Source organism: Lonepinella sp. MS14435 (assembly GCF_042485795.1).
Lineage (GTDB): Bacteria > Pseudomonadota > Gammaproteobacteria > Enterobacterales > Pasteurellaceae > Lonepinella.
The window spans coordinates 799,141-822,141 of record NZ_CP169368.1 but is presented as its reverse complement, the minus strand read 5'-3'; the positions used below and the strand labels follow the sequence as shown (position 1 = coordinate 822,141).

Sequence of the window (23,001 nt, the reverse complement as noted above, 5' to 3'; positions counted from 1 at the left end):
TAAATTCACCTACTTATTTAAAGGCATCAAGTATAGAAGTCCATAAACTACTTTTCTTTTTATTACGGCGGAATGTGGTACGTGAAATCGTACCAAGCACTTTCATTGCTAAACTATTAATTTCAGTTTGACCCTCTTTTGGCAACTTCACTGATAAAACAGTGCGGCTTTCAGTTTGTTTCAAAAATGGAATTACCGCATCAACAGGGCAGCCTAATAAAGATTCAATATCAGTTCTTGCCATTAATTTGGAAGTTTCCAACGAACTATCTGAAATACAAATAAACGTACGAATTGCTTTGCCTGTCGTGCCAGAAATACGATCACATTGTTCTAAAAATTGTTTAGCCACACGTAATGAGCTAATACGGCGTTCAACCACCAATACAAAATTGTTACTATAATCAATGAAACTAGCAAATTGCTCAGGGTGTACATTGAAAATAGGTTGATCATAAATAATAAAATTGTATTTTTCGGTGAGTGCCACATCTAAATTTTGTGGTTCGCCTTTGAATAAATGCAAATTTGATTCATATTCCACAATATCTTGTACTTTTTTATCAAACAACAGATCCAAATCTTGTGATCCATTTGAACCCTGTGCTAATAAAATAGGAACTTTTTTATTTGCCGCAATATTACTGGCAATATGCGAACTAATAAAACTTGCACCAATTCCGCCTTTACAACCTAACACACAGACTTTAATGGTATTTCTAACTTGTGGAATACTTACCCCAGCAGAAATAATTCTCTCTGCCATTTGGATTAATTGAGAATCACTATTGAAATAAAGAATATTTTTATTCAATAATTTTTGTGCAATAGAAATAGAGTCACATGTCCCAATTAGGCAACACCAAATATGTTGTGGCACAACTGCATTGACACGTTCAGAAATAACTTTGACATTAGAGGCATTATGGATATCAGCAATGATCCCTACAGTTTCCTCTGCGTTAAAAGTTATATCATCATCAGTTAAAAAATCTTTCTCGACAATTTCAATTCGTTCTAAACCACGAGTACGCAGTAATTGTGCAACATGAGTCTGTATTTCTTCTCTTTCAGATAGAATAATTATTTTTCTTGCACTATCTGTAACAACATTTTCTTTATCAAGTAACAACATAAATTGACCTTTAATAAATTCCCGATTAGTTTTTTAATTGAATTCGATAGTTATTTTTCGTAGCACAAGGGTTATAAGGATCATAACTCATGTGGTCCTCTGCGGTATCAAAACGGCAATTTGTTTTCTTCGCACCCCAATGTGCGACTTCAACATAGAGCGGATAAAGCATCTGATTTTTGCTACCATTTTGGATTTGAATATTATTTTTCTTAATTCCTTTCACAATCAAGGCTTTTTGAATATGTTCCGCATTATGTTTTGCTGATGAATTTGCCCAAATAATATTGACCTTTTTGCTTTTATCGCTGCCCACATCACGTACTACATCACGCACAACATTGTGGACGGCTAAATCTGTATTATTGGCTAATACATGACGGTTCACTAATTGAGCATGCGGTGCATATTTACTTTGGGTTGGCTGTGCGATAGCGGTATTTTTCACCAACTCATTCATTTGTCCGAATGCTGTTTGACAGCACACGCCTAATAATAATCCTGCTAAAATTCTTCTCATTGGATAAATCCTCCATTTCTCAAGAAATTAGAAGTCAGTGTTTTGTGGTAAACTTTTTTCAACGGTGTTACATTGAAGAAACGTTCCATAGTACCAGTTTGTTCAAATGATGGATAAACAATTTGATCTTCACTCACGGCTTTCACCAAATTAACTGTTGCCACAATCACTAACTCTCTGCTGTCATGGCTAGTTGAGGCACTACGGAAAAATGCACCTAAAATTGGAATATCGCCTAACACAGGAATTTTAGATAAACCCTCAATATCATCTTGGCTGAGTAAACCACCGATAATAAAACTTTCTCCGTCTGCAATTTCAAAGGTTGATTTAGAACGGCGAGTGTTGAAATATGGCACTTCACCGATACCGTCATAGGTATAGTTACCCGCTAAGGTACTCACTTCTTGAGCCAACGCTAAACGAATGCGATTATCTTTTTGTAATTTCGCACCCACGCCCAATTTAATCCCGAAATCTTTGTAAATAATACTTGGATTACCATCACGGTCACGTTGAGCAAAAGGAATCTCGCCCCCAACTAAAATATCCGCTGTTTCACCTGATAACATGGAAATATTCGGTTCGGCAAGGATTTTACCGTTGTTCTGATTATCTAACGCATTAATAAAAATACTTAGTCCTTCAGCATTAAGGGTCAAGGTTCCGCCCGTTGTACCATTAAAACTGCCACTGCCAGAAAAACTTTTACCCAAGTTATTGATCAGATTGCCTTGTAGATTATTCCAGTTAATTCCTAACGCATCAGAAAATTTCTTATTCACTTCAACTACGGTTAATTTCACGTTGATTTGCACATTATCAGCAACTTGAGAATTATTAATCACATCGTCATAGCTATATTTATCTAAAAACGATACTTTATCATCACTACCATTAGTATGTTGCAATTTGTATTCCGTCACTTTCGGGCTAGAACCTAATGAAGCACCCACGATACGATTTACTTCATCACGTTCATTTTCTGAATTGGCTTCACCCTCAATTACATAAGCCTTACCGACTTTTTTAACTGAAAGCTTGCTATTTGGGAAACGTGTTTTAATTTGATTGTTAGTATCAGAAATGTTATTTAATGCGTTATTCACATTAATTATATCGGATTTGATTTGATTACCTTGCTCGTCAAAGGCAACCACTTCTGATTTACCCTCTGCTTTGGTATAAATCATAAAACTGTGATCATCTAAAATTTCATAATCCGCCACATTCGGAGAAGAAACAAACACCGTATCAATTTTTTGATCTGATTTAATTAAACGAGATTGTCCTTTTTCCAAATTAAAGGTTTGAGAAAAAGCGTTATATGATAAACAGATTAATGCTACACCAATAAACTTAGCTAGCCATTTTTTTCTACTGGTCAACATTCTTATTGTCCTCTTAATTTTCTAATAAACATGCCACGATGATTAATCGTGGAGGCTTCTGTATTGGTTGGTAAAACGATTAATTTGCTTTCCTTGGCAACGGAATAAGCGTTTTGCACTTGGTCGGCTTCGACTTTCACTGTAATATAACCAGCGAAATCTTTGCTATCCGATCTTTGAATTTCGTTATCGGAAAATTTCTTCGTGTATAACACCAACACATTGTCAATCACTTTGATTAATTCATTTCTGTCCGCACTGTCAAATCCTTTGGCAGTTTGTTGACCAAAAATAGACACTGAACCACCTGCCAACACAGTATCTAACAAATAAGCATCTTCTGGTTTAACATAAATACGATAGGCAACTTCACGTTTGCCATCTACGCTAGAAAGTAAAAATCTGGTGTCGTCAGGTGAAATGATATTATCTTTTGATAAGAAAGAATCTTTGGTTAAGTTTTCAGACATTAAAAAACCTTGTAAAGAATGATTCGCCGAGTTATCAATCCAGCTTTTCACATCCTTATCAACTAAAGGGCTATCTATATCAACGGTTAAATCAGAAAGGGTGTAATCTTCTGCTTGAAGTAATGATCCTTTGGTTACATTACGCGTTAATACCGCAGTGGTAATTAATTTTTGTTCTTTCCCTTGTTCTTTGATTTCGGTGGTTTGGTTCTCAAGTCCTACATCAGAATCAGATTCATTTGATGATGGAATCAAGAATAATCCACCTAAACCAACGGCAAGAATAAGAAATGAAATGAAAAAAAGAATTCTATAATTCATTTTTAATCCTTAAATTAAATTTAATAAAGTTAATATAGTCATAACGCAAGGGGTTATGTACTATACAAAAACATATTGACTAAATAACCCAAACTAATGGCAACACCATAAGGTACACCGTTGTTTGTAATAGATTTTCTGTGAAACAGAAAACCCCAGATAATAACAAGTAGCCCTGAGAGCGTAATAAAAAAGAAAAGTGATGGGATTTGATCATTTGGTAAAGATAAGGTTAATGCGGCAATCAGTTTTACATCGCCACCGCCTATGACTTTCAGGCTAAATAATAAAAATCCTATCAGTAAAACACATATTGGGGTTAAAATAAAAATGGTTTCATATTTCAACCAAGTTAACATTATTAATATAAAACATAAAATAACAACGATTTTATTCTCAATAATCCTACGTCTAATATCAGAGTAAGAAACATTGATTAATAAAAGAATGGTCAGGATATCAAAAAATATTATGAGATTTGCTCTAAACATCACTTTACTACTTTATGCTTTATAATAATAAGAATGGGGAAATCCATTTCCCCTTATTACTTTTTTAAAATTAACTTATTGAGTTGTTACCACCGCATCGGTCACGGTGCTGGTTAAGCCACTGTATTTAGATGACAATTCAGCCACAAAACCATTTTTGCTATAAAATACTGCTACCACAAAGACCGCAATAACTACCGCCATTAAGGCATATTCGGTAGTTGTTACTCCCACTTGATCTCGCTTGAATTTATATAACTTTTCCGCTACCACAAGATAAATCTCGCTTGTCAGCTTAGATAACATTCTTTACTGTCCTATTTAAAACCAGTATCTAAACTGAGTTAGATACTGGTGTTTATTATTTTTATTATTGCTGATTAGTGCCAGGTGTAGTTGAACTTGAATTTGTACCTGTACCTCCTGTACCTGTTGTGACTACAGCACTACTAATAGTAGTAGTTAAATTATCAAATTTACCTTGTAATGTTTTGATAAAGCCAGTATTACCATAGAATACAGAAACAATAAGTACTGCAACTGCGATAGCAATTAAACCATACTCAATAGCAGTTACCCCTTTTTGATCATTTTTAAAGTTACGTAACCCTTCAGTTACTGCCATATTAGCTTTTCTTGAAATGTTTGATAACATCTTTCAATTTCCTCTCTTTTGTTTATGAAAAAATATGTTTAGGACTTTTGAACCCAACTTAAATTAGTCTAAGTCAGATTCGATTATTTCGTGTATTTTTTGCTATAAAAATAACCACATTGCACTTCATTCAACCAGATTCAATCTTCAATCCTGCACTGGATTATTATTACAAAAATACGGGTATATTGAATTTCAGCTCCAATATGGATGCGAATTATCCATAAATTTTTTTTGAAGTACAGTTAATTTTTTCAAAACCACAACTGGTCAGACCTCTAACCACTAGATAGATTAAATATTAACCATAGCAATCGTTTGCTTAATTAATATACATAACTTTCCCTTAAATTTCAATTAATTAATAGAATACATGCTTGCTGAACGGTTTCAGTTGAAAAAGAATGATTATCAACTATTTTTGTTCATTTTGAATGCAATAGCTTAATACTTAGACAATTACCACAAGATAGCAAGTTGACAAATTGTTAAATATATGCTCCAAAATATGAAAAATCTCACTAAAAGGAACACGCCAGCCTCTCCCCCCTTTTAGTAACTCATTGATTTTAATTAATATTTATAAAGCCATGATATTTATAAGGGGAATAACATTCTGTTAAAATCGATCAAATTTGTTAAAAGGTTGTGATAAATTCAATTTTTTCTTTGGTAAGGGGGCAAATTAAGCACAATCCACAAATTGCAGTTAGAAAAAAAGTGCGGTTGAAAATTCAGTATTTTTCGACCGCACTTCGGGTTAAATTAGCTTTTATTAATCACGGAAATTATTAAATTGGAATGGTTGTCCCAATTCTGCTCCCTTGACTAATTGAATTGCCGCTTGTAAATCATCTCGAGATTTGCCTGTAACACGCACTTGTTCCCCTTGAATTTGGGTTTGTACTTTGATTTTGCTGTCTTTAATCAATTTAACCAGCTTTTTCGCCATGTCGGTTTCAATCCCTTGTTTTAATTTGATTTCTTTGGAATACAATTTACCGTGATGCTCGCTTTCGGGCGGTACATCTAACGATGTGCTGTCAATATCACGTTTAATGCAAGAGCCGATTAAGATTTCTAACAATTGTTCTAATTGGAAATCTGATTCTGAAGTGATTTTTATGCTTTCGTTTTTTTCATTCAGTTCAATCACCGCTTCTACGCCACGGAAGTCATAACGTGAGCTTAATACTCGGTTGGCATTTTCCACCGCATTACGCACTTCGTGCATGGTGAGTTCAGACACAATATCAAATGATGGCATTTTTGTTCTCCTATTTAGTTAAATTAGCAATCCGATCACTGGCACTTAGCAAGCACAGTAATCCCGTTAAATCTGCAAAGTTTACCACAACTTGAGCCTGTTGTTGCACTTTTGGTTTGGCGTGAAATGCGGCACCCAAATCGGCAATTTTCAGCATGGCTAAATCATTCGCTCCGTCACCAATGGCGACCGTGTTGCTCGGATCAATATTAAACTGTTGGGTGAGCTGTTGTAACACATTGGCTTTATATTGTGCATCTACAATATCGCCTTGCAGTTTGCCCGTGAGCATGCCATTGTCAATCTCAAATTGATTAGCAATGGCATAATCTAACTGCAACATTTGTTTGAGATAATCAGCGAAATAGGTAAATCCCCCCGAGGCAATGGCGATTTTCCAATGATGTTTTTGCAATTCATGCACAGTTGTTGTTAAACCGTCCATTAAGGGTAAGTGTTGGCGAACTTCGCCTAAAATACTTTCTTTTGCCCCTGTTAACGTGCCTACACGGCGGCGTAAACTTTGGGCGAAATCTAATTCGCCCCGCATGGCAGCCGCCGTAATCGCAGACACTTGTTCGCCCGTGCCAGCAAGTTTGGCAATTTCATCAATACATTCAATTTTAATCGCCGTGCTATCCATATCCATCACTAACAAGCCTGCTTGACTTAATTTTGCGTTAAAATTGATTACGGCTGCGTCTAATTGTAATTGGTGAGCGTTCGCAATAAAATTAGGGCTAAATTCCCCTTGGATTAGGATCACCACATTGTTGGCAATTTCCCAGCAGTCAAAAATCTGAAAATTTTCACCGCACTTTTGTTGGAAAGCCATTAATTTTTCGAGATTTAACTGCGGACTGAATAAAATAGAATAGCCTTGTTTGGCGACAATAGGCTGTTCAGTGAAAAGTGCGGTGGGAAAATGGGGAAATTTTTGTAAAATAGTTTGCATAAGAAATCCTGTTAATTTTTTATTGTAGTGCTACAATCATACATTATTACAAAATATTTGGGTAAAACAACTTGCAAATAATCAAACAAAAACTAACAAAACTGGGTATGTTACTCATTATCTGCCTGCTTTGTGTGGCTATGGTGGCGGTTATTTTATTTGGGGTCAAACAATTCCGCCTTGGTTCGCAGTTAGCCAGTATGAATCAGGTGGCAAATTTGTCCCATTTGTTAGTGCGGCAACAAACTAACATTCTTTCTCTGCTGTTGCTAAACAATGCCAAAGCGGAAAAATTAACGGAAAGTTTAGATAATTTAACCAAAGAACGTTTTGTTCTCGATGCGTCTTTATATGCCAGCAATGGTGAGCTATTAGCCCAAAGTAGTAACCGATTAAATTTAAAACAGCAATTAGGTTTAGCCAAAAATAATGATATGACCACCCAACAAATTGTTGAACCGATTTATTCTACCAATGGCGTGGAGGGTTTTTTGCGTATTACGTTTGATACCAAACATGTCCAAACCACACAAGGTAAAATCGATCAACTTTTTCATCGTTTATACGCTGAATTGTTGATTGTTCTTGCGGCTGGTATAATGCTAACCAGTTCTATACATTATTTTTTAACCCAATATCGCCGTACCAAACGGCTGGAACTATCCTCTGCTCATGAGTTAATTCAGAAAACCAATGCGAGTAAAAATTTTCATCGCCGCCGCCGCAGAGTTTAACAGAGCAAAATTAATCAAATTTTAACCGCACTTTATTTCGAGATAACCGAAAGTGTGCTTTTTTTATAATACATGGAAGAAAAATTTTATGTCAATGAATGAAACAGAACAACGCCAAACGTGGTCGAGCCGTTTAACCTATGTGATGACAGTAGCGGGAGCCACTGTCGGTTTTGGAGCAACTTGGCGATTTCCTTATTTAGTCGGCGAAAATGGTGGCGGTGCTTATGTGTTGTTATTTTGCATTGCGATGATTGTGATTGGGATCCCGATGATTTTGGTAGAAAATGTGATTGGTCGCCGCATACATAAAAATGCTGTCGATGCTTTCACAGGAACAGCCAACGGCAAGCCAATTCACCCTGCTTGGAAGATTGTCGGCTATATGGGATTATTAGGGGCTTTTGGTATTCTTGCTTATTATATGGTGCTGGGTGGCTGGGTGCTGACTTATATTGGTAGCATTATTAATGGCACATTGGATTTATCTGCTCCCGTTAGCCCTGAAACCACCGCAAATTTTTTCACCACTCATATTCATAACAGTCCACTGACTATTTTGGGCTATACGGCTGTGTTTGTGTTGGCTAATTATATTATTTTGGCAAAAGGCATTGTGGACGGGATTGAGCGTTCGGTAAAATTTTTGATGCCATTGTTATTTATTTTCTTGTTGGTGATGATTGTACGCAATATCACCTTAGCAGGGGCGACACAGGGAATTGAATTTTATTTGGTGCCTGATTTTTCCAAAATCAGCAAAGAGTTATTTGTGTTTGTGTTGGGACAAGTTTTCTTTGCCTTAAGCCTTGGTTTTGGCGTGTTAATCACGCTATCAAGCTATTTAGATAAAAAAGAAAATCTAGTCAAAACCGCCACGATTACCGCCGTGATGAATACTTTAATCGCACTTGCCGCTGGCTTTATGATTTTCCCCTCTTTATTCACTTTTAACGTTGCCCCTAATTCAGGACCAACTTTGGTGTTCCAAAGTTTGCCGATCGTATTTTCTCATATATGGCAAGGTTCAATTTTCGCCGTGATTTTCTTTAGTTTGCTGATCATTGCGGCATTAACGACTTCATTAACCATTTATGAAGTGCTGATTACCACGTTACAAGAAAAGACTCGCTTAGGTCGTAAAGCATCGATTGCGTTAGTATTGAGCGGTATTTTTCTATTAGGTAATATCCCATCGGTGTTAGGTGATAACCAATGGCAGAATGTAACCATTATCGGGCGAAGTATTTTTGATGCCTTTGATTACATTAGTGGCAATATTCTGTTTATTTTAACCGCACTTGGCTGTGCCGTATTCGTTGGATTTGTGTTAAAAGATGAAGCCAAGCAAGAATTAAATGCAAGCAAAAAACTCACTGCAATTTGGTTTAATTATGTGAAATATGTAATTCCCGTGTTGATTTTGGTGATTTTTGTGTATTCTTTATAAAATAAATCTGTTACATAAAGCTCTCCCCCACTCCCCGATTGCAAAATTGGGGAATTTTTTACGGCTTTTTTTGTTTGAAATACCTTATAGCAAACGTTTACCTCAATTCTCAAAGTCGGTATAATAGCCCCAATTTTTGAACACAAAAGGACAACATCGTGAGCAAACCATCATTAAGTTATAAAGATGCTGGCGTGGATATTAACGCTGGTAATGAATTAGTTGAACGGATTAAACCGCACGTAAAACGCACTACTCGCCCTGAAGTGATTGGCGGTTTAGGTGGTTTCGGTGCGTTATGTGCGTTGCCAAGCAAATATAAAGAACCGATTTTAGTTTCAGGTACAGACGGTGTTGGCACCAAATTACGTTTAGCGATTGATTTGAAAAAACACGATACGATTGGGATTGACTTGGTGGCAATGTGCGTTAATGATTTAGTGGTGCAAGGTGCAGAACCGTTGTTCTTCTTGGATTATTATGCCACGGGAAAATTGGAAGTAGATGTGGCATCCGATGTGGTGAAAGGCATTGCGGAGGGTTGTGTACAATCAGGTTGTGCCTTAGTTGGCGGTGAAACAGCGGAAATGCCAGGTATGTATCACGCAGGTGACTACGATTTAGCTGGCTTCTGTGTCGGTGTGGTGGAAAAATCTAAAATTATTGACGGTTCGCAAGTACAAGCGGGAGATGCGTTAATTGCATTAGCTTCAAGTGGTCCACATTCCAATGGTTATTCTTTAGTGCGTAAGGTGATTGAAGTATCAGGTGTAAACCCTGCCACAGAACAGTTGGCAGGTCGTCCGTTAAGCGAACAAGTGCTTGCACCGACCAAAATTTATGTCAAATCGGTGTTAGAATTGATTGAAAATGTTGATGTGCATGCGATTGCTCATTTAACTGGTGGCGGTTTCTGGGAAAATATTCCACGAGTTTTGCCACAGAATCTGAAAGCGGTCATTAATGAAAAAAGCTGGCAATGGCAGCCTGTGTTTAAATGGTTGCAAGAAAAAGGCAATATTGAAACCTATGAAATGTACCGCACCTTTAACTGCGGTGTGGGCATGGTGATTGCCTTGCCACAAGCAGATGTGGAAAAAGCCTTGGCAGTGTTGCGTGCAGCAGGTGAAGACGCTTGGTTAATCGGTCAAATTGAACCGTTACAAGCAGGCGAACAACAAGTGATTATTCAATAATATTCGGGGCGGATCGATATGTCCGCCCTTAATTTTTCAATTTAATACCTATCTTTATGAAAAAAATCGTTATTCTTATTTCAGGTTCAGGCACCAATTTACAAGCGATTATAGAGGCTTGCGAAAATAAAATGATTAATGGGCAAATTGTGGCTGTGATTAGCAATAAAGCCAATGCTTACGGTTTAGAACGTGCCAAAAATGCCAATATTCCCACCGCACTTTTTGAACGTAAACATTATCCCAATAATCTGGCAATGGATTTAGCCATTGCGGATTTTATTGCTGATCTTGGGGCAGATTTGATTGTGTTAGCTGGCTATATGAAAATTCTCACCGCTGAATTTACCCAACGCTTTGCTGGCAAGATTTTAAATATTCATCCGTCATTATTGCCAAAATTCCGTGGCTTAAACACCTATCAACAGGCTTTAGAGGCTGGCGAAACGGAACATGGTACATCGGTGCATTTTGTGAATGAGAAAGTCGATGGCGGTGCCTTGATTTTGCAAGCTAAAGTCCCGATTTTCCCTGACGATAGCATAGAAGATATTCAACAACGAGTGAAAACACAAGAATTACAAATTTATCCTTTGGTGGTGAAATGGTTTGTTGATGATCGCTTGAAAGAAATTGACGGACAAGCCTATTTAGATGGTCAATTACTTTCGCCACAAGGGTATGCCATAGACTAAAATTTAAAATAGTTCGGCGTGTGTGCCTAGTCTGATCAATCGTATTAACTATCTTGTACAATTTCTTCAAAGCTATTGTAGGTTTTTAGATGGTTAGTCTTACGATTTTCAATCGCTTCTAACATAGCCAATCTGGTCACTGCATTTGGCATATCAGCATGATGATTAAATGATAATGGCACCGATTTAGTATCTGCAATTTGATTTAAAAATAGCTTAATCGCTTGTGACGGAGTTAATCCGTAGCTTTCGATCACCGAAAATGCACGTTCTTTTAAGCGAGAGTCCAGACGAATATTAAAGTTAATGCTAGTCATTTTTTTATCCTTTCAGTTTTTGATATAAAGTACCGAAATTGTAAAGCCATTGCCACTACATTGCAATGACTTTTAATTAATGATTGGCAAATAACTAGAAAATAATCCGATCTTTATTTTTATCTAAAGTAGCTTGACCAATACCCTGTACGTCTAATAATTGATCTACGGAAGTGAAAGCACCATGCGTTTCACGATATTGCACAATGGCTTCAGCTTTTTTAGTTCCGATCCCCGTTAAGGCTTTTTGAATTTCTGTGGCGGAAGCGGTGTTAATATTTAATTTATCACCAACTACAGTAGCTTGTGTTTCAGTTGCAACCGTTTGTGCAGTAACTTGCTGAACGGGTGTTGTGGCTGGTTGTGCGGTTTCTGCGAATACGTTTGCACTGCCTAATAATGAGCCAGCTAGTACCACTGTGCCGAATAATGCTTTAATGGATTTCATAAGGTTTCCTTGTTGAAAATAAATATTGATTTTTTGTGTTGAGCATATTGGAAATAAACTCAACGGGGTGTAATTTCAAGCAAAACCCTAAAACTCTCAAGAAATTCACCGCAGTTTTGGAATACATATCACAAAAATAATAAAAAATGAGGGGAAAAGTGGGGGTGAAAAAATTTCGTGGGGATTATGAATTTGTATAATTAAGATTAAAAAGGATATGTCATGATTAATAGAAAAAGCTGTGATTTATTTAATATTCCGTTTTTTCAGGGCTTGTTCGTGGAATATTAGTTTATAGGTCATCAAGATTTACCGCTATAAATTTACCATCTGCTTTGCGTTCTAGGGCAGTTTTACCTAGCTCAAAATCTTCGATCGCATTTTGTAGATATTTAAACAATTCGGGGGTTACACAATAAAATGCAGGCTGATTACGGTTTAAAATCGCCATTGTGCCATTAATTGCTGTACCTGTGTTGATTGTCCCCATTGGATCACGTTTTAGATCGGTTATACTTGCGGTTGTGCCAGTGTAAATTTGGTGTATTGTCATTTTTTATTCCATTTTGTGGGTTGTTCTAGTAACTAAAATAGCACCATTAAAAATCTTTTTGGAGTATTTAAAGGGAAAATAAAAGGAAATGGCGGTAAGGAAGGGATTTGAACCCTTGATGCAGTTTCCCACATACACGCTTTCCAGGCGTGCTCCTTCAACCACTCGGACACCTTACCATTCTGGACACTCAATGGATTCATTGAGCAAGCGGGCGTGATTATAAGAATTAACTTCCCTTTCGTCTAGTCTTTTTTCGCTTTTCTTGCGAAAACGCAAAGTTTTTTGTAAGAATTTTGGTTAAAATAGTCTGTAGCTTTTAATTTTCGAGATAGAACAATGTTAAATAAATGGTTTCTTACCAAAAATGCCCTGTTAGCAGTTAAGCCGTTCAGTGCATTACAAGATGCGTTTCGCTTAGGTTATGGGAAAACGCAATTAATTAAAGATATTATTGCTGGGTTGACGGTTGGGGTTATTGCCATTCCGTTGTCAATGGCATTGGCGATTGCCAGTGGCGTGCCACCGCAACATGGTTTATATACGGCGATTGTAGCAGGTATTGTGATTGCTTTATTGGGCGGTTCTCGTTTTAATATTTCAGGACCGACAGCCGCTTTTGTGGTTATTTTATATCCTGTAACGCAACAATTTGGCTTGGGCGGATTACTCATGGCGACCCTGTTATCTGGGATAATTTTAGTGCTAATGGCGTTGTTTCGTCTAGGACGGTTAATTGAATATATTCCGTTACCAGTCACTTTGGGCTTTACCTGTGGCATCGGGATTACGATAGCAACTTTGCAAATTAAAGATTTTCTTGGTTTGCATATTGATGTCATGCCAGCCCATTATTTAGAAAAAGTTTATACTATTTTCACCGCACTTCCGACTATTAACTGGGCGGATACGGCAGTTGGTGTTGTTACTTTATTAACTTTATCCCAATGGCATCGTTTTCGTTTACCTTTTCCAGGGCATTTACCCGCAGTCATCATAGGTACGGTTTTATCGCTGGTTTTGATTACGGTTGGTTATGATGTGCAGACCATTGGTTCGGCTTTCCAATATCAACTGGCAGATGGTTCAGTCGGGCAAGGTATCCCTAATGTATTGCCTGAATTTGCCTTACCGTGGAATATTCCGAATGCTCAAGGGAAGTTAGTGGAATGGAACTTTGGTACGATTCAATCTTTGCTACCCGCAGCATTTTCAATGGCGGTTTTAGGGGCGATTGAATCTTTATTGTGTGCGGTGGTATTAGATAATATGACCAATACTAAACATCATTCTAATAACGAATTATTAGCCCAAGGGATCGGCAATATTATTACGCCGTTTCTTGGTGGTATCACAGCAACAGCGGCTATTGCACGTTCAGCTGCGAATGTAAAATCAGGGGCGTTTTCGCCAATTTCCAGTATGGTACATGGCTTGTTGGTATTATTTTCTCTGCTATTATTTGCTCAGGCTTTATCCTATTTGCCCTTAGCTTCCATGGCAGCATTGCTGTTAATGGTGGCGTGGAATATGGCAGATCTACGTAATATCATTCATTTAGTTCGCCGTTCGGGAGCGAATGAAATTGCGGTGTTATTAACTTGTATCTTCTTAACCGTGATTTTCGATATGGTGATTGCCATTACGGTGGGCGTGTTGTTGGCAAGTTTATTGTTTATTCGTACCATTGCGGAAATGACTAAATCCATTGAACAAACTCACCCCGAAGATTTAAATGATGTGTTAGTGTATCGCATTAGTGGTCCGTTGTTTTTTGCTGCGGCGGATAATCTATTTGCCGATTTACACGAGAAAACTGTGCATACCGATCACGAAATCAAACATATTGTGTTGCAATGTGATGCGGTGACAGTGCTAGATACGGGGGGAATTCACGCATTAACCCGTTTTGTGCAACACATGTTGCCACATCAACAGCTTTATATGTGTAATATGCAATTTCAGCCGTTGCGGATGATTGTAAAATCTAATGCGGTACTTGAATTGAAAAAAATTAATTTTAGTTCGGGATTAGAAGATACCTATCAAAAAATCCGTGATTTTGATAACTTATCTGTTAATTAATAAAAACAAAAGCCACAAGGAAAATATGATGACAGCACAACCTACCTTATTTATCGACCGTGACGGTACATTAATAGACGAACCGAAAACCGATTTTCAGATTGATAGTCTGGAAAAACTAAAACTGGAAAAAAATGTGATTCCTGCCTTACTTAAACTGAAAGATCGTTATCGTTTTGTGATGGTCAGTAATCAAGACGGGTTGGGTACGGATTCTTTTCCACAAGACAGTTTCGATAAACCGCACAATGCGATGATGGAAATTTTTCGTTCGCAAGGGATTGAATTTGATGATGTGCTGATTTGTCCGCATAAACCAGAAGATCATTGTGATTGCCGTAAACCGCAAACCAAATTATTAGAAAAATATATTGTCAGACAGCTTTTTGATCCTGACAGTAGTTTTGTGATTGGCGACCGTGCCACTGATGTGCAGTTAGCCGAAAATTTAGGTATTCGAGCCTTGCAATATCACCCTGATAAATTGAATTGGGATTTAATTAGCGAAAAATTACTTGGTGAACCAGTGACCAATATCGGTGAACGTCCACCACGCTATGCCGAAGTGGTGCGTAAAACCAAAGAAACCGATATTAAAGTGCAAGTATGGCTTGATGAAACAGGGGTGAATCAGATTAAAACAGGCATCGGCTTTTTTGATCACATGCTGGATCAAATTGCCACCCACGGCGGTTTTCGTATGAATGTGTCTTGTAAAGGCGATTTATGGATTGACGAACATCACAGTGTGGAAGACACCGCACTTGCCTTAGGTACAGCATTAAAACAGGCGATTGGTGACAAGCGTGGCATTGCACGTTTTGGCTTTGTGTTACCAATGGACGAATGTAAGGCGGAATGTGCGTTGGATTTATCGGGTCGTCCGTTTATTAAATTTAATGCCGAGTTTAAACGGGACAAAGTAGGCGATTTTAGCACCGAACTCACTGAACATTTTTTTCAATCCATTGCGTTTACAATGTTAGCGACTTTACATTTAAGTGTGCAAGGTGAGAATGATCATCATAAAATTGAAAGTTTGTTTAAAGTGTTTGGACGGACGTTAAGACAAGCGATTCGGATTGAAAGTGATGTGTTGCCGAGTAGTAAAGGGGTGTTGTAGTTCTCATATTAGTTGAATATATTGATCTATTTATATATACTTTTAATATATACAAACAAGAATTGGGAGTAAACAATGACAACAGCAAAATTATTTTGGACAGGTAATTCTCAGGCTTTACGCCTACCCAAAGCATTTCGCTTTAATAGTAAAGAAGTGAGTATTCGAAAACAAGGTCAAAAGGTGATCCTTGAGCCGATTGTAAATGATTGGTCGTGGTTAGACGAACTGACTGAAATGGGTAAACTAGATGAAAGTTTTGTACGCTCTATTGAAGATGGTCGTTTATCTACCGCTCAAGAAAGAGATTGGAGCAGTTTTGAATGAAATATTTGTTAGATACCAATGCCGTTATTGCCATTTTAAATAACAATATAGATTTTATTACTCACTTGAAACGTTACTCTCCAACTGACTTCGCTTTACCTAGTATTGTTATGTTTGAGCTTTATTATGGTGCGGAAAAAAGTCAGCGTAAAACAGAAAATTTAGCTAAATTAGATAAATTGCCGTTTACTATTTTGCCCTTTGAATTAGATGATGCCAAACAAGCTGGCAAAATTAGAGCAGAATTAACTAAACAAGGGACACCTATTGGTACTTATGATGTACAGATTGCAGGACAAGCAATTAATCGTAATTTAATCTTGATTACCCATAATACTAAAGAATTTGCACGTGTAAATAAATTACGCTTTGAAGATTGGCAATAACTTACGGTTAAACTATAAATTATGAAAAATATTATCATCATCGACACTGGCTGTGCCAACCTATCATCAGTCAAATTCGCTTTTGACCGTTTGGGTTACACTGCCGAGATCTCCCGCGATCTGAATAAAATCCAATCTGCCGATAAACTGATTTTACCTGGTGTTGGCACGGCGATTGCTGCGATGCAAAATTTAGAACAACGCCAACTTATCGCAACCATTCAACATGCGACCCAACCGATGTTAGGCATTTGCTTAGGCATGCAGTTAATGACGGAATATTCCGCCGAAGGCAATGTATCAACCTTAAATCTAATGACAGGGCATACGGAATTAATTCCTAATACAGGTTTGCCATTGCCACATACGGGTTGGAATAAGGTGCATTATGCCGACAATCATCCGTTATTCGTTGATATTGAGCAAGATAGTCATTTTTATTTTGTGCATAGTTATGCGGTATTGCCGAATAAAAATACCATTGCCACCAGTCAATATGGGGTAGATTTTTCGGCTGCCATTGCGAGTAAAAATTTCTACGGCGTACAGTTTCACCCTGAACGTTCAGGCAAAAATGGCTCACAATTATTACGAAATTTTGTGGAAAATATCTAATGATTCATCAGGGTAATTTATTACGCTGATGACAAATCTATGATAGGCTATAGCATACCTTTTTAAGGTAAATTAATTTATATTTTGTTTAATAAATAGGATTCTCAAATGAAAAAATCACTTTTTGTATTACCTTTAGCCACCTTTGCATTAATCGGTTGTACTAATAGCTCATCTACCACAGACGCTACTTCAAGCTCTGAAGTGGTTGATGTGAGTGAGCCTTATGCAAATGTTCAACCAACCGAAATGCCTAGCACCATGGGACAGCCAAACACTCAATATCAACAGCCAACCTATAACCAACCAACTTATGACCAACCAGCCAGCAATAATGCCAGTGGAAATGCTGAACAGGTAGGTAATTGTACGGTGGTGCGTGATGGTACAAATACACCTGTTTATAGCCAAATTCAGAAAGGATGTTACACGGGGGCAACTTATACTGTGGGTAAATACGATACACTTTATTTAATCAGCTACTTAAGCGGTAAAAGTATCAATGAAATTGTGAGCTTGAATGGTCTTTCATCAACAGCAAAATTAACTGTCGGTTCAAATTTACGCTTACGTTAAGCAATACTTTAGGAAAACCTAATGAAGAAATCTATCATAATCCCAGCACTTGACCTGATTGATGATCAAGTGGTGCGATTACATCAGGGTGATTACGCCAAACAAACCACATATAGTGATAACCCTGTTGAGCAGTTTGCCAGCTATCTCGCTCAAGGGGCGGAACAGTTGCATCTGGTGGATTTAACTGGAGCGAAAGATCCTGCCAAACGTCAAACCAAGCTAATTGGCAACATCATAGAAACCACGCAATGTAAAATTCAAGTCGGTGGTGGTATTCGCAGCGAACAAGATGTGGCGGATTTATTAGCCGTAGGGGCGAATCGTGTCGTGATCGGTTCAACTGCGGTGAAAAATTCAGACCTTGTAAAAGGTTGGTTTGAAAAATATGGGGCGGAAAAATTTGTCTTGGCGTTAGATGTCAATATTGATGAAAAAGGCAATAAAATCATCGCAATCAGTGGTTGGCAAGAAGCCAGTGGGGTGTCGTTGGAAGCATTAATTGAAGATTATCAATCCGTTGGTTTGCAACATGTTTTATGTACCGACATTTCTCGAGATGGCACCTTAGCTGGTTCTAATGTGGATTTATATCGTGAAATTTGTGCCAAATACCCCGTAATCAATTTTCAATCTTCGGGCGGTATTGGCTCATTGGCGGATATTCAAGCATTAAAAGGGACTGGCGTAGCTGGTGTAATTGTAGGACGTGCCTTGTTAGAGGGTAAATTTAATGTAGCTGAGGCGATCGAATGTTGGCAAAACGGATAATTCCCTGTTTGGACGTAAAAAACGGTCAAGTGGTGAAAGGCGTGCAATTTCGCAATCATGAAACTATCGGTGATATTGTGCCATTGGCGAAACGTTATGCCGAAGAAGGGGCAGACGAGTTGGTATTTTATGATATTACCGCTTCATCAGACGGTCGCACCGTGGATAAAAGCTGGGTGGAACGTGTCGCCAAAGTGATTGATATTCCCTTTTGTGTGGCAGGTGGCATTAAAACCATTGCCGATGCAGAACAGCTTTTCGCCTTTGGGGCGGATAAAATTTCCATTAATTCGCCTGCTTTGGAAAATCCCGAATTAATCACCGCACTTTCTCAACGTTTTGGCGTGCAAGCCATTGTGGTGGGAATTGATAGTTGGTTTGAACAGGAAACGGGGAAATATTGGGTTAATCAATATACGGGCGATGAACATCGTACTCGCCAAACTAACTGGCAATTATTGGACTGGATCGCTGAAGTACAACAACGTGGTGCAGGCGAAATCGTGTTGAATATGATGAATCAAGACGGCGTGCGTAACGGCTATGATTTGGTGCAGTTAAAAAAAGTGCGTGAAATTTGTCATGTGCCATTAATCGCATCAGGCGGTGCAGGCGAAATGGTGCATTTTCGTGATGCCTTTGTGGAAGCCAATGTAGATGGAGCTTTAGCGGCAAGTGTGTTTCATAAACGGATTATTGATATTGGGGAATTGAAAGAGTACTTACAACAAGAAAAAGTGGAAGTGAGAAAATAATGATTAATACACAAAACATCAACTGGCAAAAAGTTGATAACCTGCTCCCCGTTATCGTACAAAACGCCCAAACTTGCGAAGTATTAATGCTGGGCTATATGAATGCAGAAGCATTAAATAAAACGCTGGTTGAAAAGAAAGTGACTTTTTATTCCCGCACCAAACAACGGCTATGGACAAAGGGCGAAACTTCGGGGCATTTTTTGCATGTGGTGGATATGGCGTTGGATTGTGATAATGATACGTTGTTAATTTTAGTTAATCCTATTGGACCCACTTGCCATAAAGGCACAGAAAGTTGTTTTAGTGAATTGCAAACGTTGCCTGATTGGGTATTTTTCAGCAAATTAGAAAACCTGATTAAATCACGCAAAAATGCCGATCCTGACAGTTCTTATACTGCTAAACTATATGCGAAAGGGACGAAGAAGATTGCTCAGAAAGTAGGTGAAGAAGGGGTTGAAACTGCCTTAGCGGCAATGGCGAAAGATCCTGATGAAGTGGTGTCTGAAACAGCAGATCTGCTTTATCATTTAACTGTGTTATTGCAAGATGCCAACTTAAATTGGGCAAATGTGATGGATAAATTAAAACAACGCCACGCAGGAATTGGTTTGCACCCTGAGGGTTCAAATAAGTAGAAATACATTATTCGCAACTATTTCACCGATTATAAACAACAAATAAACCGCACTTTTTAAACAAAAGTGCGGTTTATTTTTCATTAATTTTTAAATCAACAATTACGCTAATTTTTTAATTTGAGCTGCTAATTTAGATTTGTGGTTAGCTGCTTTGTTAGCGTGAATTAAGCCTTTAGATGCCATACGATCCACGACTTTTTGCATCTCAACGAAAGCGGCTTCTGAAGCTGCTTTATCGCCAGTTGCTACTGCTGCATAAGTTTTTTTGATGTAAGTACGCATCATTGAGCGTTGACTTGCATTGTGTTGACGGCGTTTTTCAGATTGAACCGCACGTTTTTTTGCTGACTTGATATTAGCCAAGGTCAAACTCCTAAGAATTTCTGTTAATTAATCAATATTGCTCTTTCATTCAAAATTAGAATGAGCTGTCTGTAAATTTGTTGTTTTCGGTGAGACACAACCGAATCTTGGCACCGTTTTTCGGTTGCTATAAGCCGTTAAGCAACGCTTTAAACAATGTAGGGCGAGATTTTATCAGTTTTTTTTGTTTTAATATAGCATTAAAATGAAATTTCTATAAAATTAAGCTAATTTTTTCCGATTTCTACATTGAGAACAACCATTTTGAGTAAACGACTTTTAAAATCAGGCATTATCGTCAGCAGCATGACATTACTTTCACGGGTACTCGGTTTAGTGCGAGATGTGGTGATTGCCAATATTATTGGGGCGGGAGCAGCAGCAGACGTGTTTTTATTTGCTAACCGTATTCCGAATTTTTTACGCCGTTTGTTCGCAGAAGGGGCTTTTTCGCAAGCCTTTGTGCCAGTTTTAGCGGAATATCAAAAATCAGGCGACATCAGTAAAACTCGGGAATTTATCGCCAAAGTATCGGGTACTTTAGGCGGTTTAGTGACTCTTGTTACTGCATTCGCTATGATTGGTTCACCGATTGTCGCTGCCATTTTCGGTACAGGTTGGTTTGTGGATTGGCTTAACGATGGACCCAATGCGGAAAAATTTAGCCAAGCGTCATTATTGCTTAAAATTACTTTCCCTTATTTATGGTTTATTACGTTTGTGGCGTTATCAGGGGCGATTTTAAACACCATTGGCAAATTCGGCGTGATGTCTTTCTCGCCTGTATTGCTGAATATTGCCATGATTTGCACCGCACTTTTATTAGCACCACATTTAGATAGCCCCGATCTTGCGTTGGCAATCGGTATTTTTGTCGGTGGTTTGCTACAATTTCTGTTTCAAATTCCCTTTTTGCGTCAAGCTGGCTTATTAGTTAAACCTCAATGGGCGTGGAATGATGTCGGTGTGAAAAAAATCCGTACCCTAATGATTCCTGCGTTATTTGGGGTTTCCGTCAGTCAGATTAATTTATTGCTTGATACCTTTATTGCCAGTTTTTTGATGACTGGATCGATTAGCTGGCTGTATTATTCCGACCGTTTACTGGAATTTCCGCTCGGTTTATTTGGCATTGCGATTTCTACCGTGATTTTGCCCACATTAGCTCGTCATCATGTGAATCGTAGTGATGATGCACAAAAAAGTGCGGTAGATTTCCGTCAAACTATGGACTGGGGCGTGCGAATGATTTTATTACTCGGCGTGCCAGCCATGATCGGTATTGCGGTATTAGCTGAACCCATGTTACTCACTTTATTTATGCGTGGGCAATTTTTGCTCAATGACGTGCAAGCCGCTGCCCTTTCGTTGTGGGGATTTAATGCTGGCTTATTGAGTTTTATGCTAATCAAAATTCTGGCGAACGGTTACTACGCTAGACAAGACACCAAAACACCCGTGAAAATTGGGATTATTGCCATGGTCAGCAATATGGGCTTTAATCTATTGGCTATTCCGTTTAGTTATGTGGGTTTAGCCATTGCTTCTGCTATGTCGGCTACGCTGAATGCTTATTTGCTTTATCGTGGTCTAGTCCAAGCCGATGTTTATCATTTTTCGAAAAAAAGTGCGGTATTTTTTGTCAAAGTTTTGCTTTCTGCCGTGGTAATGGGATCGTTGGTGTGGTATTTTAGTCCTGAATTAATGACATGGCATGCCATGACATTTTTTAAACGAGTACATTGGTTAGCTTGGTTAATCTGCCTTGCTGCAGTAAGCTATTTTGCTATGTTAATCTTACTCGGTATCCGCAAACAGGATTTATTAGCCAAAAGCTAAGGATAACCATGATTTATCTCTTATTAGCTGCCCTTATTTGGGGGAGTTCATTTATTGCAGGAAAATACAGTTATGCGATGTTTGACCCTGCCATTACCGTGCAATTACGTTTAGCCATTGCAGCCATTTTTTCTTTGCCTGCCTTTTTTCCTGCTTATCGCAAAATTCCAAGCCATTTAGTCAAAAAAATGTGGCTGATTGCATGTTTGGTGTTTCCAACGGTATTTATGTTGCAATTTATCGGGCTATCTTTCACCTCCGCTGCCAGTGCCGTCACAATGCTCGGGGCAGAACCCTTAATTACCGTGCTAGTTGGCGTATTATTCTTCAAACAACGGCTTAAATTAATCGACATTTTGTTTGGTATCGTTGCCTTTATCGGGGTTGCCTTAGTGGTATTAGGTTCTGAAGAACAAGGCGATGTCAGCCTATTAGGTTGCTTAATGGTTCTCTCTGGCGGTTTCATTTTTGCGTTTTGTTTATATATGAGCAAAGATGTTATGAAAGAACTCAAAGCGGTTGAATTTACCAATATTTTAATTGTATTAGGCACCGTAACCTGTGTTCCGATGACCTTATTATTTACCCAAAATTGGCAGATTAATCCGAGTAGCGAGGGTATTTGGGGGATTCTTTATTTATCCGTAGGTTGCACGTGGTTAGCCTATATTTTATGGAATAAAGGCTTACAAGATGTCAGTGCCAATATTTCCGCTATTTTCAGTGCGTTAGAACCTGTGTTTGGGGTTTTTCTTGCTTTGCTGATTTTAGGCGAACATCTTTCTTTGGTCACTGCAGTCGGTGTCGCTTTGGTTATTTTCTCCGCCATGGGATCCACGCTATTACCTGTTTGGTTTAGAAAATGGACAAGTCCGAAGTTACAATGAGCAAATGGGATATGTATAGAAAAGTGCATTTT

28 protein-coding genes and 1 tRNA gene are annotated in these 23,001 nt (G+C 38.2%); 15 read left to right on the top strand and 14 right to left on the bottom strand.

What is annotated here, in order from left to right:
• Positions 1 to 13: 13 nt before the first annotated feature.
• The 9 genes from O1Q80_RS03895 to serB form a co-directional block, all read right to left on the bottom strand.
• Positions 14 to 1,135, bottom strand: a complete 1,122-nt coding sequence (locus tag O1Q80_RS03895; RefSeq protein ID WP_386695790.1) for a pilus assembly protein — start codon at positions 1,133 to 1,135, stop codon at positions 14 to 16.
• Between the two features lie 25 nt (positions 1,136 to 1,160).
• Positions 1,161 to 1,655, bottom strand: coding sequence for a protein RcpB (locus O1Q80_RS03890; RefSeq protein WP_386695788.1), 495 nt, complete (start codon positions 1,653 to 1,655; stop codon positions 1,161 to 1,163).
• Positions 1,652 to 3,046, bottom strand: a complete 1,395-nt coding sequence (locus tag O1Q80_RS03885) for a type II and III secretion system protein family protein (protein ID WP_386695786.1) — start codon at positions 3,044 to 3,046, stop codon at positions 1,652 to 1,654. Before O1Q80_RS03885 ends, O1Q80_RS03890 begins: the two co-directional genes overlap by 4 nt.
• Before the next feature lie 2 nt (positions 3,047 to 3,048).
• On the bottom strand, positions 3,049 to 3,837 hold the full coding sequence (locus tag O1Q80_RS03880; RefSeq protein ID WP_386695785.1) for a flp operon protein C: 789 nt from the start codon (positions 3,835 to 3,837) through the stop codon (positions 3,049 to 3,051).
• A 53-nt stretch (positions 3,838 to 3,890) separates the two neighbouring features.
• Positions 3,891 to 4,328, bottom strand: a complete 438-nt coding sequence (locus tag O1Q80_RS03875) for a prepilin peptidase (RefSeq protein WP_386695783.1) — start codon at positions 4,326 to 4,328, stop codon at positions 3,891 to 3,893.
• 75 nt (positions 4,329 to 4,403) lie between these two features.
• Positions 4,404 to 4,634, bottom strand: coding sequence for a Flp family type IVb pilin (locus O1Q80_RS03870; RefSeq protein WP_386695781.1), 231 nt, complete (start codon positions 4,632 to 4,634; stop codon positions 4,404 to 4,406).
• Between the two features lie 64 nt (positions 4,635 to 4,698).
• Positions 4,699 to 4,983 carry a Flp family type IVb pilin gene (locus O1Q80_RS03865; RefSeq protein WP_386695779.1) on the bottom strand — a complete coding sequence of 95 codons (285 nt, stop codon included), beginning with the start codon at positions 4,981 to 4,983 and terminating at the stop codon, positions 4,699 to 4,701.
• 775 nt (positions 4,984 to 5,758) lie between these two features.
• On the bottom strand, positions 5,759 to 6,250 hold the full coding sequence (locus O1Q80_RS03860; RefSeq protein WP_386695777.1) for a YajQ family cyclic di-GMP-binding protein: 492 nt from the start codon (positions 6,248 to 6,250) through the stop codon (positions 5,759 to 5,761).
• A 10-nt stretch (positions 6,251 to 6,260) separates the two neighbouring features.
• On the bottom strand, positions 6,261 to 7,205 hold the full coding sequence (serB, locus tag O1Q80_RS03855) for a phosphoserine phosphatase (protein ID WP_386695775.1): 945 nt from the start codon (positions 7,203 to 7,205) through the stop codon (positions 6,261 to 6,263).
• A 71-nt stretch (positions 7,206 to 7,276) separates the two neighbouring features.
• On the opposite strand from serB, the gene O1Q80_RS03850 reads away from it, so the two are divergent.
• From O1Q80_RS03850 to purN, 4 genes are all read left to right on the top strand, one after another.
• Positions 7,277 to 7,939 carry a YtjB family periplasmic protein gene (locus O1Q80_RS03850; RefSeq protein WP_386689515.1) on the top strand — a complete coding sequence of 221 codons (663 nt, stop codon included), beginning with the start codon at positions 7,277 to 7,279 and terminating at the stop codon, positions 7,937 to 7,939.
• Between the two features lie 94 nt (positions 7,940 to 8,033).
• Positions 8,034 to 9,389, top strand: a complete 1,356-nt coding sequence (locus tag O1Q80_RS03845) for a sodium-dependent transporter (protein ID WP_386696140.1) — start codon at positions 8,034 to 8,036, stop codon at positions 9,387 to 9,389.
• A 158-nt stretch (positions 9,390 to 9,547) separates the two neighbouring features.
• The gene (purM, locus tag O1Q80_RS03840) at positions 9,548 to 10,585 is read left to right on the top strand and encodes a phosphoribosylformylglycinamidine cyclo-ligase (protein ID WP_386695773.1); all 1,038 of its coding nucleotides are present in this window, start codon (positions 9,548 to 9,550) and stop codon (positions 10,583 to 10,585) included.
• Positions 10,586 to 10,641: 56 nt separating this feature from the next.
• Positions 10,642 to 11,280: a phosphoribosylglycinamide formyltransferase gene (purN, locus tag O1Q80_RS03835; protein WP_386695771.1), complete on the top strand. Its 639-nt coding sequence runs from the start codon at positions 10,642 to 10,644 to the stop codon at positions 11,278 to 11,280.
• A 44-nt stretch (positions 11,281 to 11,324) separates the two neighbouring features.
• On the opposite strand, the gene O1Q80_RS03830 is transcribed toward purN, so the two are convergent.
• From O1Q80_RS03830 to O1Q80_RS03815, 4 genes are all read right to left on the bottom strand, one after another.
• Positions 11,325 to 11,597: a type II toxin-antitoxin system RelB/DinJ family antitoxin gene (locus O1Q80_RS03830; protein WP_386689508.1), complete on the bottom strand. Its 273-nt coding sequence runs from the start codon at positions 11,595 to 11,597 to the stop codon at positions 11,325 to 11,327.
• Between the two features lie 94 nt (positions 11,598 to 11,691).
• Positions 11,692 to 12,045 (bottom strand): ComEA family DNA-binding protein, encoded by a 354-nt coding sequence (locus O1Q80_RS03825; protein ID WP_386695769.1) that lies wholly within the window; start codon positions 12,043 to 12,045, stop codon positions 11,692 to 11,694.
• A 292-nt stretch (positions 12,046 to 12,337) separates the two neighbouring features.
• Positions 12,338 to 12,598, bottom strand: a complete 261-nt coding sequence (locus O1Q80_RS03820; protein ID WP_386695767.1) for a type II toxin-antitoxin system Phd/YefM family antitoxin — start codon at positions 12,596 to 12,598, stop codon at positions 12,338 to 12,340.
• Between the two features lie 89 nt (positions 12,599 to 12,687).
• Positions 12,688 to 12,777, bottom strand: a tRNA-Ser gene (locus tag O1Q80_RS03815).
• Between the two features lie 160 nt (positions 12,778 to 12,937).
• Here O1Q80_RS03815 and dauA point away from each other — a divergent pair.
• The 9 genes from dauA (at position 12,938) to hisIE (ending at position 19,877) form a co-directional block, all read left to right on the top strand.
• Positions 12,938 to 14,683, top strand: coding sequence for a C4-dicarboxylic acid transporter DauA (gene dauA / locus O1Q80_RS03810; RefSeq protein WP_386695765.1), 1,746 nt, complete (start codon positions 12,938 to 12,940; stop codon positions 14,681 to 14,683).
• Between the two features lie 28 nt (positions 14,684 to 14,711).
• Positions 14,712 to 15,806 carry a bifunctional histidinol-phosphatase/imidazoleglycerol-phosphate dehydratase HisB gene (hisB, locus tag O1Q80_RS03805; RefSeq protein WP_386695763.1) on the top strand — a complete coding sequence of 365 codons (1,095 nt, stop codon included), beginning with the start codon at positions 14,712 to 14,714 and terminating at the stop codon, positions 15,804 to 15,806.
• 75 nt (positions 15,807 to 15,881) lie between these two features.
• Positions 15,882 to 16,133 (top strand): antitoxin, encoded by a 252-nt coding sequence (locus O1Q80_RS03800; protein WP_386689496.1) that lies wholly within the window; start codon positions 15,882 to 15,884, stop codon positions 16,131 to 16,133.
• On the top strand, positions 16,130 to 16,519 hold the full coding sequence (locus O1Q80_RS03795) for a type II toxin-antitoxin system VapC family toxin (RefSeq protein ID WP_386692512.1): 390 nt from the start codon (positions 16,130 to 16,132) through the stop codon (positions 16,517 to 16,519). The genes O1Q80_RS03800 and O1Q80_RS03795 overlap by 4 nt, the downstream gene beginning before the upstream one ends.
• A gap of 21 nt (positions 16,520 to 16,540) precedes the next feature.
• Entirely contained in the window at positions 16,541 to 17,134 is a 594-nt protein-coding gene (gene hisH, locus O1Q80_RS03790; protein ID WP_386695762.1) for an imidazole glycerol phosphate synthase subunit HisH, read from the top strand.
• Between the two features lie 108 nt (positions 17,135 to 17,242).
• Entirely contained in the window at positions 17,243 to 17,710 is a 468-nt protein-coding gene (locus tag O1Q80_RS03785) for a LysM peptidoglycan-binding domain-containing protein (RefSeq protein WP_386695760.1), read from the top strand.
• Between the two features lie 21 nt (positions 17,711 to 17,731).
• Positions 17,732 to 18,481, top strand: coding sequence for a 1-(5-phosphoribosyl)-5-[(5-phosphoribosylamino)methylideneamino]imidazole-4-carboxamide isomerase (hisA, locus tag O1Q80_RS03780; protein ID WP_386695759.1), 750 nt, complete (start codon positions 17,732 to 17,734; stop codon positions 18,479 to 18,481).
• The gene (gene hisF / locus O1Q80_RS03775) at positions 18,463 to 19,236 is read left to right on the top strand and encodes an imidazole glycerol phosphate synthase subunit HisF (RefSeq protein WP_386695758.1); all 774 of its coding nucleotides are present in this window, start codon (positions 18,463 to 18,465) and stop codon (positions 19,234 to 19,236) included. The genes hisA and hisF overlap by 19 nt, the downstream gene beginning before the upstream one ends.
• The gene (gene hisIE / locus O1Q80_RS03770; protein ID WP_386695756.1) at positions 19,236 to 19,877 is read left to right on the top strand and encodes a bifunctional phosphoribosyl-AMP cyclohydrolase/phosphoribosyl-ATP diphosphatase HisIE; all 642 of its coding nucleotides are present in this window, start codon (positions 19,236 to 19,238) and stop codon (positions 19,875 to 19,877) included. The genes hisF and hisIE overlap by 1 nt, the downstream gene beginning before the upstream one ends.
• Positions 19,878 to 19,979: 102 nt before the next feature.
• Here the strand turns inward: hisIE and rpsT are convergent, their stop codons facing one another.
• Entirely contained in the window at positions 19,980 to 20,243 is a 264-nt protein-coding gene (gene rpsT / locus O1Q80_RS03765; RefSeq protein ID WP_386689482.1) for a 30S ribosomal protein S20, read from the bottom strand.
• A 264-nt stretch (positions 20,244 to 20,507) separates the two neighbouring features.
• On the opposite strand from rpsT, the gene murJ reads away from it, so the two are divergent.
• Together murJ and O1Q80_RS03755 are read left to right on the top strand one after the other, a co-directional pair.
• Positions 20,508 to 22,082 (top strand): murein biosynthesis integral membrane protein MurJ, encoded by a 1,575-nt coding sequence (murJ, locus tag O1Q80_RS03760; protein WP_386695754.1) that lies wholly within the window; start codon positions 20,508 to 20,510, stop codon positions 22,080 to 22,082.
• 8 nt (positions 22,083 to 22,090) lie between these two features.
• A complete protein-coding gene (locus tag O1Q80_RS03755; protein ID WP_386695753.1) occupies positions 22,091 to 22,969 on the top strand; it encodes a DMT family transporter in 879 nt (292 codons plus the stop codon).
• Positions 22,970 to 23,001: the final 32 nt, after the last annotated feature.

Bases quoted from the DNA above. Each gene is read 5' to 3' on its own strand.
- hisA (WP_386695759.1), top strand. From the start codon at position 17,732: ATGAAGAAATCTATCATAATCCCAGCACTTGACCTGATTGATGATCAA.
- O1Q80_RS03865 (WP_386695779.1), bottom strand. From the start codon at position 4,983: ATGTTATCAAACATTTCAAGAAAAGCTAATATGGCAGTAACTGAAGGG.
- O1Q80_RS03890 (WP_386695788.1), bottom strand. From the start codon at position 1,655: ATGAGAAGAATTTTAGCAGGATTATTATTAGGCGTGTGCTGTCAAACA.
- O1Q80_RS03895 (WP_386695790.1), bottom strand. From the start codon at position 1,135: ATGTTGTTACTTGATAAAGAAAATGTTGTTACAGATAGTGCAAGAAAA.
- serB (WP_386695775.1), bottom strand. From the start codon at position 7,205: ATGCAAACTATTTTACAAAAATTTCCCCATTTTCCCACCGCACTTTTC.
- hisH (WP_386695762.1), top strand. From the start codon at position 16,541: ATGAAAAATATTATCATCATCGACACTGGCTGTGCCAACCTATCATCA.
- O1Q80_RS03825 (WP_386695769.1), bottom strand. From the start codon at position 12,045: ATGAAATCCATTAAAGCATTATTCGGCACAGTGGTACTAGCTGGCTCA.
- O1Q80_RS03880 (WP_386695785.1), bottom strand. From the start codon at position 3,837: ATGAATTATAGAATTCTTTTTTTCATTTCATTTCTTATTCTTGCCGTT.
- hisB (WP_386695763.1), top strand. From the start codon at position 14,712: ATGACAGCACAACCTACCTTATTTATCGACCGTGACGGTACATTAATA.
- O1Q80_RS03860 (WP_386695777.1), bottom strand. From the start codon at position 6,250: ATGCCATCATTTGATATTGTGTCTGAACTCACCATGCACGAAGTGCGT.
- O1Q80_RS03785 (WP_386695760.1), top strand. From the start codon at position 17,243: ATGAAAAAATCACTTTTTGTATTACCTTTAGCCACCTTTGCATTAATC.
- O1Q80_RS03875 (WP_386695783.1), bottom strand. From the start codon at position 4,328: ATGTTTAGAGCAAATCTCATAATATTTTTTGATATCCTGACCATTCTT.
- O1Q80_RS03755 (WP_386695753.1), top strand. From the start codon at position 22,091: ATGATTTATCTCTTATTAGCTGCCCTTATTTGGGGGAGTTCATTTATT.
- hisIE (WP_386695756.1), top strand. From the start codon at position 19,236: ATGATTAATACACAAAACATCAACTGGCAAAAAGTTGATAACCTGCTC.
- dauA (WP_386695765.1), top strand. From the start codon at position 12,938: ATGTTAAATAAATGGTTTCTTACCAAAAATGCCCTGTTAGCAGTTAAG.
- O1Q80_RS03885 (WP_386695786.1), bottom strand. From the start codon at position 3,046: ATGTTGACCAGTAGAAAAAAATGGCTAGCTAAGTTTATTGGTGTAGCA.
- O1Q80_RS03830 (WP_386689508.1), bottom strand. From the start codon at position 11,597: ATGACTAGCATTAACTTTAATATTCGTCTGGACTCTCGCTTAAAAGAA.
- O1Q80_RS03795 (WP_386692512.1), top strand. From the start codon at position 16,130: ATGAAATATTTGTTAGATACCAATGCCGTTATTGCCATTTTAAATAAC.
- purN (WP_386695771.1), top strand. From the start codon at position 10,642: ATGAAAAAAATCGTTATTCTTATTTCAGGTTCAGGCACCAATTTACAA.
- O1Q80_RS03820 (WP_386695767.1), bottom strand. From the start codon at position 12,598: ATGACAATACACCAAATTTACACTGGCACAACCGCAAGTATAACCGAT.
- O1Q80_RS03870 (WP_386695781.1), bottom strand. From the start codon at position 4,634: ATGTTATCTAAGCTGACAAGCGAGATTTATCTTGTGGTAGCGGAAAAG.
- O1Q80_RS03800 (WP_386689496.1), top strand. From the start codon at position 15,882: ATGACAACAGCAAAATTATTTTGGACAGGTAATTCTCAGGCTTTACGC.
- O1Q80_RS03845 (WP_386696140.1), top strand. From the start codon at position 8,034: ATGAATGAAACAGAACAACGCCAAACGTGGTCGAGCCGTTTAACCTAT.
- hisF (WP_386695758.1), top strand. From the start codon at position 18,463: ATGTTGGCAAAACGGATAATTCCCTGTTTGGACGTAAAAAACGGTCAA.